Origin of the sequence: Paenibacillus sp. UASWS1643 (genome assembly GCF_008693195.1) — a bacterium.
GTDB lineage: Bacteria > Bacillota > Bacilli > Paenibacillales > Paenibacillaceae > Paenibacillus > Paenibacillus amylolyticus_B.
Genome location: NZ_VXKZ01000082.1, coordinates 17,262 through 30,278, shown reverse-complemented (window position 1 = coordinate 30,278; position 13,017 = coordinate 17,262). Strand labels below are relative to the sequence as shown.

Below are 13,017 nucleotides of genomic sequence, written 5' to 3'. Positions count from 1 at the left end.
AGGGTCCTGGGAGAGTAGGACGCCGCCAAGCAATTGAAGGACACACTTGATCATATCGAGTGTGTCTTTTTTGTGTTACCATTTTAGACCGAGAAATAACTATCTATATAGATAAGACAGCATCAAAACTTCACGTATATGAAGACAATCATTATTAATAACTGGACTCCGGATAAACTTCTATATGATCGACTTCTTGATTCTTGGCTCGTTCAGCAACCTTTCAGTTGAATTTAACGTACGTTTCAGTGGGATGGGGTATAGTGAAGCCATGTGAAAACGAGGAGGACCACAATGAATATATCTTCTGCAGCCAGCTCCACAACATCATACATATCGACATCTTCGAGTTCGGATAATTCAAGTAGTTTAGAGAAACAAAAGACGAAGCTGGAGGCTCAACTGGAGAAAGTCCAGTCCAGCAAGGACGATGAGAAGACAAAGGAGGCAAAGACCAAACAGCTTGAACAGCAAATCAAGCAGATTGAGGCACAGATTGCACAGCAAAGCTCTCAAGGAGCCGGTACAACCGTTACTATGGAGGCACCACCTGCCCAACCTTCAGCCAATGCAAAGGGCGTAGCTACCCCTAAGGAAATTGCAAACGCAACAACGGATAGCAATGGCCGATTCGATATACGTATCTAATTGCTTATATCTAATATAGGACAAAACATAACAAAGCCCTGACCGATCTTTATGGATCGTGCAGGGCTTTATTAATTTGTATATTAGATTATTTATGAGGTCTACCTACATTTTATCTACGTTCCATTGATCTTCTATCTGATGCTGTTATTATCTGTTAACGTTATTCAGCCTGCAACGCGTTTATTCGATCCGTAAGGGATCGTTTTCTATAGTACACGGCTATGGTTGCGAGAACCAGCATTTCGGACAGCGGTACGGCAAGCCATACACCCGTGACACCAAAGAAGGAAGGGAGAATCGCAATCAACGCAATCATGATGATCATTTCACGCGCAGCTGTGATCCAAATGGCCATTTTGGCATTACCAACAGATTGGAAATAGGTGCTCATGACAAAGTTAACACCCATAAACACATAGGCAAATGTAAATATACGTAATCCGTAAACGGCATTATCCGTTACGCCACTACTGAAGTTTCCAAAAATTTGTACGAAATAGGGTGCACCGATCTGAACAACAACCAGTAACAATAGACCGCATGTGAGAGCCGTTTTGGTGGCTAACCGTATCGTTTGTTGTACCCGTTTAACCTGACTTGCACCGTGATAATAGCTTATCAGAGGTTGGGCAGCGGATGCCAGACCCAGGAAAGCCAACAATACAACACCATGAATGTAGTTCAACACGGTAAAGGATGCTACACCATCCGTACCCGCAATGTGGTCCATGGAGATATTGTGAGAAACAGAGAAGACCGACATGCCGAGTTCAGCCAGAAAGCTGGGGAAACCAATGAGCAGCAAGGAAGCCAGCAGTTTGTTGTTCCATTTGAACCGGGTAAACGTAAGATTATTTGTTTTTTTGAAAAAGTGAGTAAACAGGACAAGCAGGGCAAGAGAAGCCGATACGATGGTACCGATGGCCACACCACGTACACCCCATTCGAGTACATACAATGTTATATAATTGATGATGATATTGGCTACAGCAAACGTAATCTGAGCGTACATGGATGTGTTGGGATTCCCATCGTTTCGTACAAAGACAGAGAGTGCATTCTCAATGGTGAAAACAAACCCGAACAATAACATGATATTCATATAGTCCGAAGCAAACGGGAAGGTCTCGGCGTTAGCACCGAGGGAGTATACCAGCTTGTCTTTGAACGTAAATGCAGTATATCCAATGGCCATCGTAACTAGCATAATGAGCATAATGGATTTGGTGAAAATTTGTTTGGCTGAAGTGATATCTTTTCTACCCATAGCGTTGGAGTACAACGTTGCCCCGCCCATACCAATCCACAGCGACATGGCAACAAAAAGCGTGTAGACAGGTGAGGCAATGCCGATTCCGGCCATCGCGGTAGAACCCAGTTTGTGTCCAACCATAATGCCGTCGATAATAAAATTAAAAGCAACTACCAGCATCCCCAATACAGAAGGCACGAGGTAGCTTATAAAAGCTTTACCTACAGATTGCCCTTCCAATGGATGCGTCCAATTCGTATTCATAATGACCTCCGTTAGTAAACTGAATGTTCATTCTGTATTTAAGAATACTGAACGTTCGTTCTGTATGATAACACGCCATGAATTCTCTTGGCAACTTTTGCGTTTAAATATCGTTTATGTGATAGAGTAGGTGGATATTTATAAGGCGGGAGGAATCTTGATGAAACAAAATAAATACGATGAAGCTGAATTTTTCAATAACTACAGTAAGATGGCTCGTTCCGTTCAAGGGCTGGATGCAGCCGGGGAGTGGCATGAATTGCAGACTCTTTTGCCTGATTTGAAGGACAAACGTGTGCTGGATTTGGGATGTGGTTTTGGGTGGCATTGCCGGTATGCGCGTGAACAAAAAGCGAGTTCAGTGATCGGTGTAGATCTGTCTGAAAATATGCTTCAGCGTGCTCGTGAAATGACGGACGATCCACAGATCGAGTACAGGCAGCTGGCGATTGAAGATGTTGATTTTTCACCGGGACAATTCGACGTTGTGATCAGTTCACTTGCCTTGCATTATATTGAAAGATTAGACAAGGTGTACGCTAAGATCAACGATTGTCTCGTAGAAGGGGGCACATTTGTACTATCCTCCGAACATCCCATCTTCACCGCTCGCGCTGCGCAGGATTGGCATTACGGACCCGAAGGGGAGATCCTACACTGGCCCGTGGATGATTACCACGATGAAGGGAAGCGTGTGGCGAACTTTCTGAATCAGGATGTGGTCAAATATCATCGCACACTGGCAACACATATGAATGAACTCATTAAGGCAGGGTTTACTATTCAAAAGGTGGCTGAATCCAAACCATCACCGGAGATGATCGAGCAGGTTCCAGGCATGAGAGACGAGAATCGCAGACCTATGTTTTTGATGATTGCTGCGTTGAAAGTATAACGATGAAAATGATACGTGTGGAGCGTTCGCCTAAAAGCTTTCTGATAGAGATTTCTAACTAAGCTAACTTGAAGGAATCAGTGTGTTCAGTGATGTTGAACACGCTTTTTTTAATTTTGCTACAATAATAAGAAATAATGTCCAAAACAGGGAACCAAATCACAGTAGATTCAGTCATATTAAGTGAGGTGAACAACAGTTGGATGATCAATTACTGGCACAGGCTCAGACTATAGACAATTACACACTTAGCAACATAATGGATGACTACGGAAATGATGTGTGGAATTACGCTTATTTTCTGACCAAAAGTGTCGAACAGGCAGATGAATTGTCACAGGAGGTATTTATTCGGGCGTACTCAGGGATAGCTCATTATCGTGGAGATTGCTCATTGAAAACCTGGCTGTTGACGATTACTAGAAACACCACTTTTACATATCGAAAATCCAGATTTTTTCGTAGCAGTCTGTGGGGAGAGACGTTACCCATTGAGACAGAGCATGGGGGTTCGAGCCAAAGAGTCATGATTGCAGAGCAGCCTGCACATCCTTCGGCCGAGATGGAAGTGATGCGTAAGGAGCATATCCATGAAATCTGGGATATTGTTCTGGCGTTGCCAAAGAAGTTCCGGGAGATTCTTTTGCTGAATCTGAAATATGAGCTTACGACGAGTGAGATTGCTTAGATGTTGGAAATCAGCTCAGGCACAGTAAAATCCAGACTTTCCCGAGGTAAGGACAAGGTACGGAAACATTGGGAGGAGCGAAGCAAATGAGACAAAAGGATGAGCAATGGGAAAAGGAAATCCGGAAGGGACCGTTTGCTTCGTCTCCTTTTACAGAGGATCACAAGCGCAAGGTGCTTCAACAGGTGGAGTGGATGAAGAAGTCGGAAGAGGGAAGCAAGGGAGATAGGTCAGAGGACAGTTCCAGGTCATCCAGGCCGTTTAGACCGCAAGTAGGCAACGTGTCACACAAGCGTCGCCCTAGAAGAGGGCTTCTTGTTGCCGGCACGGGTACGTTAGTTATTGCTGCTGGATTGTTCCTATGGATCTGGGATGATGGACAGCTGGTGAAACCCGTGATCGAGCAGGTCTATCCGACAGCAGCGTTACAGTTATCCGATGGTTTGAACACAAATCTGCTAACCGACAAAATGAAAAGAAATGTTGCGACTACGATGCGAGACGATCTGGGTAAACAAATACGGATTACGAAAGTTGAAGACTTGCCTGTGTCTGGAAGAATATATGTAGAAGCTGGAAATGAAAGTGAGAAGGAGTACGCGAAGATATGGCTCGATGCGGCAACAGGCAATCTGCGAGAAGTAGAGATGAGACGTGAGATGCTGGCGAGTGAGCTGGAGCACCGTTATCTGCGCCAGGTATCATCGCTTTTGCAAAGTATAGGCAGTACTCCAACGCTTAAACCTGCATCCGTTCGACGTTATGTGAGTATGAAACAAAGGGAATTGGAGCCGATATCGTATACCACATTAACGTTAGAAAATGAAAATAGTTATGGTGAGATTGTATGGCAACAGGACAAGGCTATATCAATCACAGGCGACCTGAGACCTGATCAAATATCCCAGGCGGCGCTGGCGGATGCCAGAAACGCGATTGAGGCTCTGTCTGGTAAGGCCAATCTTGATCTGGTAAGAGCAAGCCGAAGCAAAGATGATGAACTTGGCAAGGATACAGTCTTTTTTTCCTTTAAAGATAACTACTTTGTACAGATGACCGAAGGAAAAGAGGGCGTGGGTTATACGGTTGGGGATGCCAATCATTATGAGCAACAAGAAATAGGTAACATCGAAGAGATGGAGGCTTATCACGAGAAATTATTTAATATAGATGAATCCCTTCTCAGGGACAATGTTGGTCCTATAATTAAAAAAATATTTAACGTTGATTTTAACGCCTATAAACTTCACAGAAATGCTGAGCAATTGGGAATGGTCACATTTGAACTGGAATCGAGCACAGATGTTTTTCAGGTTGAATACAGGGAAGATGGACGGATCAAGATGATCACTAGAGGCGAGTTATAGGGCTTGATCTTACATGTTACAATTTACTTCATAGATGGCATGAGTATAAGGAGATAATGATGAAATATTTGGTGAGTTCATGTCTGGCCGGAGTAGCTTGCCGTTACAATGGAACAGCGAGCCTGGATGAGAAAATTCAGGAGCTTGTGGAGCAGGAGCAGGCTAAGATGGTATGTCCGGAGCTGCTTGGCGGATTCTCCACTCCACGGGAACCGGCTGAAATTATCGGTGGCACGGGTAAGGATGTGCTGGCAGGCACTGCAAAAGTGATTGAGAAAAGTGGCAAGGACGTCACAGAGCTGTATATCAAGGGAGCCTATCAGGCACTCGAATGGGCGCGAGAATTGAATGTATCGTGTGTGGTACTGAAGGAGTTTAGTCCGTCCTGTGGTACACAGATGATCTATGATGGGAATTTTGCCAACCACAAGGTAACTGGAGAAGGTGTCACCTCAGCATTGTTGAGACAAGAAGGATATACCGTCATTTCTGAAAATGAATGGATGGAGCAACTATAGGTCGCACAGATATCGTTTCATATTCACAGAAAAGCCGCTGGATTTTATCCTGGCGGCTTTTCTGTTGTCTACCATTACTTTTCTCATTAAATGAATAAAGTCGATTTTCCTGAAATGCTAACAAACAATATGGATACATACGATATAGATATAAGATATATAAGGCTATCTACTATTTAAAGTGGGGGAATAATCATGTCAATTCAGTCTAAGCCAAAAAATAAGAAAGGAAATAAACTCAAAAATATAAAATTAACAACAACGATGGTCATCATGACTGTGATTAGTCTAATCGGCTTGTTTACTGTTTTTCTGATTGGGATTTTCGGAATGAACGAAGCAAAAACGGGACAAGGTATCCTCTACAATGACCGTTTCCAGCATCAAACCAATGTTCTTGAATTGAAAAGTAATTTCTATAATATGCGCGCCAATTATACAAAGGTTCTTGATAATGCAGAGTATACCGACAAACAGTACGATCAAGTTCAGAAAGGTAAGAAGAGTATCACGGATGGCATGAATGAATTTTCAGCAAGAAACTTGGATACCAAAGAAAAAGAGATATTTACAGATTTGGTAGCAAAGATGGATACATATTATCAGGATATTGAGCAAATCATGGATGCCAAAAAGATGTCGGGCACCTACGATAGTGAAGAGAGAGGAAGAATTAACAAAAGCAGTACAGCGATTGTGGAGACGATCACCCTTTTGAGTGCGTATAACGAAGAAGAGTCAGCCAAGCTCTATGCGGATACACAGGAAGTAATTCAGCAGCGAGCATTGGTGCTTGGTTCGGTTCTTTTGCTTTCACTTGCAGCACTCATTCTTATTTCATTTGTAATGATTCGTAGTATACGTCAACGAATGAAAGCAATTACCCGTTATTGTGAAGAAATAACGCAAGGCAACTTAACGACATCCTTAGATCCGCGTCTAACACAGGGAAATAATGAGATAAGTGTCATCGCACGAGCTATTCGTACAATGACCGATTCCACAACAAATGTCATTCGTGGTGTAATTCAGGAATCTCATCATATCAATCAGGTTAGCGATCTTACCAACCAGAACATGGCTGGTCTGAATGAACGGATTCGTGAAGTATCAGCTACAGTTGAAGAGCTCTCGGCTGCAATGGAAGAGGCTTCAGCCCATACGGAAAATATGAATCATTCGGCTGCTGAGATGCAACAGGGAGCTGAATATATATCGGAACAGACATCTAAACAAGCAGAATCCGCCTATGTGACCAGCACGAAGGCTGAAAAGTTGAAGCAGGAAGCCCGCGAATCGAGCCGAGCAGCCATAGATATGTATGATCATACGAGTAAGAAAATGTCAGAAGCGCTGGAACGTGCAACAGCTGTAGATCAGATTGGTATATTATCTCAGTCTATTTTGGATGTTACAGCGCAGACTAATCTGCTTGCACTCAATGCATCCATTGAAGCTGCAAGGGCTGGAGAAGCAGGCAGAGGTTTTGCGGTTGTAGCAAGTGAGATTCGAAAGTTGGCTGATGATTCCAGGCAGGCTGCCGATCAAATCCAACAGGTCACGGAAGAAGTTATGCAGTCTGTAACCAATCTGTCCTCGAATGCCAAAGAGTTGCTATCCTTTATGTTCAATCAGGTTGGAAAGGATTATAAATTATTGGAGGATACAGCTGAACAGTATTATGTCGACTCCCTTGATCATGCCAATGCAGTTAAAGATCTCAATGCAACCTCACAACAAGTGACTGCAAATATCAAAATACTAGTGGGCTCCATTCACGAGATTGCATCAACCAGTGAACAATCAGCTGCATCCAGTCAGGAAATTGCAGGACATATGGTCGCCTCTACTGCGCAATCTGTGGAAGTAGTTAAACAATCTGATCAAGTCAAGGATAGTGCATTAAATCTGAATAAGCTGGTTCAAGATTTCAAGATTTAAAAGGAAAAGAGTCGTAGATAATCTACTAGGGCCATGTAAGTGTCCTGGTGGATTATCGCTGTCTCTCATCCAATACTTACTTTTATAAACCAAGAAACAATAATGTGCGTACTTTTAATTCATGCGTATAGAACCTAAACTAATACTTGAGATGAAACAACTTAAACATTATTGTTCAACATAAAAAATATATAAAAAGGACGTGGAGTTCCATGGAAGTTACAGCAAAGTCAAAGACAAAGGAAGACATCTTAAAGGCTTATCATTTCCGGCATGCAACAAAGATATTTGATGATACCCGCAAAATCTCGGATGAGGATTTCCAATTTATATTGGAAACAGGCAGATTATCCCCAAGTTCCATTGGTCTTGAACCGTGGAAGTTTCTGATTGTACAAAATCCGAACCTGCGTAAGCGTCTGTCCGAAGTCTCTTCCGGTGCTCAAAAGCAATTGGCTACAGCGAGCCATTTTGTTGTTATTTTGGCTCGGTCCGATGCCAGTTATAATTCTCCCTATGCGGAATACATGTTGAAGGAAACAAAGGGAATGCCGGACGACGTATTTGAGCTAACAAGTCAGGCTTATGGAAAGTTCCAAAATAACCAGAGAATTCTGGATAACCCACGATCATTATTTGACTGGGCATCCAAACAGACTTATATTGCACTTGGTAACATGATGACGGCGGCAGCTCAGATCGAGATTGATTCTTGTCCAATCGAAGGTTTCAGCCGTGAGGATGTCCATCGGATTATGGAAGATGAGGGGTTGCTGGAGGATGGTGCATGGGACGTCTCGGTGATGGCAGCCTTCGGTTATCGGGTAGAGGAGCCCCAACGTGAGAAGTCCAGACAATCCGTTGAGAAAATTACCCAATGGATTAACTGAATACAGCATGAACTCAATATGAATTAATAATGATGATCTAAGATCTAACTTATATTATAGGACAGGATCATAACAGAATCGAAACAGCCCGATATTTTCCACATGTGAGAAGGATGGAAAGGGCTGTTTTTCTTTTTATAAAAAGAACTTGAAAATGCATAGATGTCTATGTATAATGAGGTCATGCCTAAATACAACGCAATTGCACTGATTGCAAGAATCAGAGACCATGTCAACAAACGGATTGTACACGAATTGGAACAGCATGAGGTAACAGGGATTGTTCCTTCTCATGGAGATGTATTAATGTTCTTGTACCGGGAAGAGACGCTGTCGATCAAGATGTTGGCTGAACGGGTTCAACGCACGCAACCAACGGTAACGGTACTGGTCAACAAGCTGGAGAAGCTCGGTTATGTTGAACGCAGCAAGAGTGCCGAAGATAGCCGGGTGACGATGATTCACCTAACCGAACAGGGGAAGCGACTCGAACCGATCTTTCATCAGGTATCAGAGCAGATTAATGACATCATCTATAGTGGTCTGTCCGATGAACAGTCGGAGCAATTGGAGAGCTTGCTGTCCATTATTGCCCGAAAGTTATAATGAATGAACTCTTCTGTCTGCAACCCTTCCAGATTTAACTGGGGTGGAGGCAGAAGAGCCCAATTATTTTTTTACCCACATACATAGATGTCTATGTATGTGGGAACGTATCAATGTAACCCCATTTTCGAAACCTAACTCAAACCAAAACCTGGAGGGATTCACACTATGAAACATCTTATCGTATATGCTCACCCGCACACAGACAGCTTTAATAACGCAATCCTCAATACTGCTGTAGAAGCTCTCGAAGCTCAAGGCCATGAAGTAGTCGTTCGTGACTTGTACAAGCTTGGATTCCAACCCGTACTGACTGAAGCCGATACAGCTTCCATGCGCGCAGGACAGACACCACAGGATATCGCGACGGAGCAGCAGTTTGTTACAGATGCAGAAGCTATTACATTCATCTATCCGATCTGGTGGACAGGTCTTCCTGCCATTATGAAAGGATATGTTGACCGTGTATTCGCCTATGGTTTTGCATATGCAGCGGGTGAAGCGGGTATCGATAAATTGCTGACAGGCAAAAAAGGACTCATCATCAACACACATGGTACACCAAGTGAAATTTATGATCAGATTGGTATGACTGCTGGGTTGAAAGTTACCTCAGACGTAGGTATCTTCGATTTTGTAGGCATTGAAGCCGTAGATCATCTGCTCTTTGGAAGTATTGGATACCTGGATGCACCCGCATATCAAGCCATGTTGGATCAGGTTAAACAGACGGTAACGACCAAATTCTAATATAGATGTTGGTTCCCTAGAGGGATTCCATATAATACCAGACCGACTCGATCATGAGTCGGTTTGTTTGTTCATGTGTTTGCAAAATGGATGAAAGGGGGTATAATTTACCCATGGAACCTATACTTATATTCAAAGCATTATCGAACGAGACACGTAGACAAATCCTGTTGTGGCTCAAAAACCCGGAGCAACACTTTCCACCGCTGGAACTATCTCAGCATCCGGATGGTGGCAAGAACGGAATCTGTGTTGGCACGATTCAACTGAAGGCTGGACTGGCTCAGTCGGTTATATCCAGTTATCTGCTGACCATGCTCAAGGCAGGATTGCTGCTCTCCGAGCGAAGAGGACAATGGACGTATTATAGGCGCAACGAGGAGACGATCCGTCAGTTTGCCGAGTACGTGCAGAACGAGTTATAAGCCGGATGCCGGAACGGAAGCTGGGATGCACATGCAGCAGGGATTCCGTCCGGATGTAAACGGCTAGCATATCATCACATTACCTTATCCAGTTGCGATTTAATTAATCTATATATCTGGATATACAAAAATATAATCATCGAGGAGATTAAACGATAATGACTACAGAAAATACGGCTTCATCTCATAAAGAACACATCAATGACGTTAAGCTTTCCATCCTGGATCTGGCTCCTGTCGTAGTGGGTGCAACACCTGCTGATGCTTTGCGCAACAGCCTGGATCTGGCACAGCATGCTGAGCGTTGGGGATATCACCGTTACTGGGTAGCTGAACATCACAACATGCCGGGTATTGCTTCATCCGCAACTTCGGTTGTTATTGGATATCTGGCTGGTGGAACCAAAACGATTCGTCTGGGTTCAGGAGGCATCATGTTGCCTAACCATGCACCGCTTGTCATCGCTGAGCAGTTCGGCACACTGGAATCCTTGTATCCTTGCAGAATTGATCTGGGACTGGGTCGCGCACCAGGTAGTGACCGGCGTACATCGCTTGCACTGCGCAAAGATCTGAACAGTGGGGAAGATTTCCCTGAGCTGTTGGCAGAACTAAGAGCATACTTTGATGCTTCGGCGACATCTTATCATGCGCCTGTTCGCGCAGTTCCTGGAGAAGGATTGAATATTCCAATTTACCTCTTGGGGTCCAGTGATTTCAGTGCACGTCTGGCAGGTCAGCTGGGATTGCCGTTTGCTTTTGCCAGCCACTTCTCGCCCGATTATACCCGGATTGCATTAGAGACGTATCGAAACAACTTCCAACCATCAGAAAGCTTGAAGGAGCCACATGTGATTGTTGGTGTCAATGCTGTTGTTGCGGATACAGACGAGGAAGCGGCATGGCTGGGTACAACGATGCAACAGCAGTTCCTGAACATTATTCGCGGCACAACGGGATTGGTACAGCCTCCGGCAGAGATGGAAGGCAAGTGGACGGACCGTGAGAAAGCTGGTGTGGAGCAGACGCTGAAGGCGGCTGTTAATGGTTCCCCAGAAACCGTACGTGGACAGCTGGAATCCTTCATTCGGCAGACGCAGGCAGATGAGCTGATTATTACGTCGATGATCTATGATCATAAGGCACGTCTGCATTCCTATGAGTTAATCGCACAATTGGCGGGAAAAGCTTAATCTTAAATTTCCACCATATAAGCTGGCTTAATAGTAAGCTATAGATCCAAATTTACGGTTCGTCTCCCAGTGAGGCGAGCCGTTTTTGAGTAGGGAAAATTTGCAAATGATTTGTATGGGGCAGAAGATTCATTTTGGGGTAAAATGACTTTATCGGTTTAATTTGAAACGGTTAATCAGCACCATACGTATAAATCCAGAGTGTTATACATATGTTGGCTTGTACAAGGTACTTTTTTATTCGTGTGTGGGGCATTTATCTAGCTTTATAGTTAAGTTTTGATTAAGGGTCATAAGAGAGGACGACACGCCTATGGAGCAACCTGAGCAACCCCGCGTTTGGCCGGAGCGGTTCAAGCGATTTTTTCTTAACAACAAGTTTGTGCTATTTCTGCTGATTCTGCTGTTGGTGGGACTGAACGTGATGGTTCTGACCAAAGTATCCTTTGTTCTTCATCCGCTCGCAGTACTCATCAAGACAATTGTGTTACCGATCATTCTGTCAGGCATACTCTACTATCTGCTGAATCCGATTGTGGATGTGATGGAGAGGTGGAAAATTAAGCGCGGCTGGTCCATTCTAATCCTGTATCTTGCGATTGGAGGCATTCTGACAGTTGTTGTGTTGGCAGTCATTCCGGTTGTACGGAACCAGATTGTAGGACTAATTGAAAACTTTCCAACGTACAGTGAGACGGTAAAACAGCAGTTTGAGGAGCTTACGGGCAGTAAATTGTTCGGTCAGTTCCAGGAAACGGTGAACCTGAATTCGCAGGACTGGTGGGGAACAATCTCCCAAAAGGCTACTGAAATTTTGAACTCGACCTGGACCAAATTGGGCGGATTCCTCGGAGCTTTCACGGAGACCGTGCTGTCCATCGTAACAGTCCCGTTCATCCTGTTCTATCTGCTGAAAGACGGCAAGAAGCTTCCATCGAAAATTCTGTCTTTCCTGCCGATAAAGAGCCGTACGGGCGCAATGCATGTACTGGAAGACATCAATCACCAGATCAGTTCATTCATTCGTGGACAGATTATCGTCAGCTTCTGCATCGGTATTCTGCTCTACATCGGTTATATGGTCATTGGTCTGGATTATGCACTGATTCTTGCAATTATCGCCTCGTTTACAAGTGTTGTTCCGTATTTGGGACCTGCAATTGCCATTACACCTGCGTTAATCGTGGCACTCGTCACTTCGCCGGTGATGCTGTTGAAGATGGTTGCCGTATGGACGATCGTACAGTTAATCGAAGGTAAATTCATCTCGCCACAGATCATGGGTAAAACGCTGAAGATTCATCCGATCACGATTATCTTTGTCATTCTGACTTCGGGTAATCTGTTTGGAGTCGTGGGCATTCTGCTCGCTGTTCCAGGATACGCGGTGCTGAAAGTATGTGTATCGCATATCTTCAACTGGTTCAAGGACAGATCCGGCCTGTATGATCCTAACAAGAACAATCTTTTATAACCAAAGTGGCAAGCTCCAATGGATAGTTTAATCAGACGATTTAGTCACTTTGTATCCTGTATAAAACGGTACCCTTACCAAGAAGAACCCCCGTCCATCGGCA

The 13,017-nt window shown here is 44.0% G+C and carries 13 protein-coding genes; 12 read left to right on the top strand and 1 reads right to left on the bottom strand.

The window, feature by feature from the left end; translation table 11 throughout:
• The first annotated feature begins 294 nt into the window (after nt 1-294).
• On the top strand, nt 295-648 hold the full coding sequence (locus tag FE296_RS00945; RefSeq protein ID WP_124118786.1) for a FlxA-like family protein: 354 nt from the start codon (nt 295-297) through the stop codon (nt 646-648).
• A gap of 163 nt (nt 649-811) precedes the next feature.
• Here the strand turns inward: FE296_RS00945 and FE296_RS00940 are convergent, their stop codons facing one another.
• Nucleotides 812-2,167, bottom strand: a complete 1,356-nt coding sequence (locus tag FE296_RS00940; protein ID WP_124118785.1) for an MATE family efflux transporter — start codon at nt 2,165-2,167, stop codon at nt 812-814.
• A gap of 160 nt (nt 2,168-2,327) precedes the next feature.
• On the opposite strand from FE296_RS00940, the gene FE296_RS00935 reads away from it, so the two are divergent.
• The 11 genes from FE296_RS00935 (at nt 2,328) to FE296_RS00885 (ending at nt 12,914) form a co-directional block, all read left to right on the top strand.
• Entirely contained in the window at nt 2,328-3,062 is a 735-nt protein-coding gene (locus tag FE296_RS00935; RefSeq protein WP_124118784.1) for a class I SAM-dependent methyltransferase, read from the top strand.
• A 199-nt stretch (nt 3,063-3,261) separates the two neighbouring features.
• Nucleotides 3,262-3,750, top strand: a complete 489-nt coding sequence (locus tag FE296_RS00930) for an RNA polymerase sigma factor (RefSeq protein WP_223868728.1) — start codon at nt 3,262-3,264, stop codon at nt 3,748-3,750.
• Between the two features lie 86 nt (nt 3,751-3,836).
• On the top strand, nt 3,837-5,117 hold the full coding sequence (locus tag FE296_RS00925; RefSeq protein ID WP_150364051.1) for a hypothetical protein: 1,281 nt from the start codon (nt 3,837-3,839) through the stop codon (nt 5,115-5,117).
• Nucleotides 5,118-5,176: 59 nt separating this feature from the next.
• Nucleotides 5,177-5,635 carry a 2-thiouracil desulfurase family protein gene (locus tag FE296_RS00920; protein ID WP_124118781.1) on the top strand — a complete coding sequence of 153 codons (459 nt, stop codon included), beginning with the start codon at nt 5,177-5,179 and terminating at the stop codon, nt 5,633-5,635.
• Between the two features lie 195 nt (nt 5,636-5,830).
• A complete protein-coding gene (locus tag FE296_RS00915; RefSeq protein ID WP_150364050.1) occupies nt 5,831-7,576 on the top strand; it encodes a methyl-accepting chemotaxis protein in 1,746 nt (581 codons plus the stop codon).
• Nucleotides 7,577-7,788: 212 nt separating this feature from the next.
• Nucleotides 7,789-8,466 (top strand): NAD(P)H-dependent oxidoreductase, encoded by a 678-nt coding sequence (locus FE296_RS00910; protein WP_150364049.1) that lies wholly within the window; start codon nt 7,789-7,791, stop codon nt 8,464-8,466.
• A 162-nt stretch (nt 8,467-8,628) separates the two neighbouring features.
• Nucleotides 8,629-9,072, top strand: a complete 444-nt coding sequence (locus FE296_RS00905; RefSeq protein ID WP_317889395.1) for a MarR family winged helix-turn-helix transcriptional regulator — start codon at nt 8,629-8,631, stop codon at nt 9,070-9,072.
• Nucleotides 9,073-9,240: 168 nt separating this feature from the next.
• Nucleotides 9,241-9,822, top strand: coding sequence for an NAD(P)H-dependent oxidoreductase (locus FE296_RS00900; protein ID WP_124118778.1), 582 nt, complete (start codon nt 9,241-9,243; stop codon nt 9,820-9,822).
• 113 nt (nt 9,823-9,935) lie between these two features.
• On the top strand, nt 9,936-10,247 hold the full coding sequence (locus FE296_RS00895) for an ArsR/SmtB family transcription factor (protein WP_017690814.1): 312 nt from the start codon (nt 9,936-9,938) through the stop codon (nt 10,245-10,247).
• A gap of 158 nt (nt 10,248-10,405) precedes the next feature.
• Nucleotides 10,406-11,440, top strand: a complete 1,035-nt coding sequence (locus tag FE296_RS00890) for an LLM class flavin-dependent oxidoreductase (RefSeq protein WP_150364047.1) — start codon at nt 10,406-10,408, stop codon at nt 11,438-11,440.
• A gap of 313 nt (nt 11,441-11,753) precedes the next feature.
• Nucleotides 11,754-12,914, top strand: coding sequence for an AI-2E family transporter (locus FE296_RS00885; RefSeq protein WP_124118777.1), 1,161 nt, complete (start codon nt 11,754-11,756; stop codon nt 12,912-12,914).
• Nucleotides 12,915-13,017 lie beyond the last annotated feature (103 nt).

Coding starts and splice junctions, on each gene's coding strand:
- FE296_RS00940 (WP_124118785.1), bottom strand. CDS start 2,167: ATGAATACGAATTGGACGCATCCATTGGAAGGGCAATCTGTAGGTAAA.
- FE296_RS00920 (WP_124118781.1), top strand. CDS start 5,177: ATGAAATATTTGGTGAGTTCATGTCTGGCCGGAGTAGCTTGCCGTTAC.
- FE296_RS00885 (WP_124118777.1), top strand. CDS start 11,754: ATGGAGCAACCTGAGCAACCCCGCGTTTGGCCGGAGCGGTTCAAGCGA.
- FE296_RS00890 (WP_150364047.1), top strand. CDS start 10,406: ATGACTACAGAAAATACGGCTTCATCTCATAAAGAACACATCAATGAC.
- FE296_RS00915 (WP_150364050.1), top strand. CDS start 5,831: ATGTCAATTCAGTCTAAGCCAAAAAATAAGAAAGGAAATAAACTCAAA.
- FE296_RS00905 (WP_317889395.1), top strand. CDS start 8,629: ATGTCTATGTATAATGAGGTCATGCCTAAATACAACGCAATTGCACTG.
- FE296_RS00895 (WP_017690814.1), top strand. CDS start 9,936: ATGGAACCTATACTTATATTCAAAGCATTATCGAACGAGACACGTAGA.
- FE296_RS00935 (WP_124118784.1), top strand. CDS start 2,328: ATGAAACAAAATAAATACGATGAAGCTGAATTTTTCAATAACTACAGT.
- FE296_RS00925 (WP_150364051.1), top strand. CDS start 3,837: ATGAGACAAAAGGATGAGCAATGGGAAAAGGAAATCCGGAAGGGACCG.
- FE296_RS00910 (WP_150364049.1), top strand. CDS start 7,789: ATGGAAGTTACAGCAAAGTCAAAGACAAAGGAAGACATCTTAAAGGCT.
- FE296_RS00945 (WP_124118786.1), top strand. CDS start 295: ATGAATATATCTTCTGCAGCCAGCTCCACAACATCATACATATCGACA.
- FE296_RS00900 (WP_124118778.1), top strand. CDS start 9,241: ATGAAACATCTTATCGTATATGCTCACCCGCACACAGACAGCTTTAAT.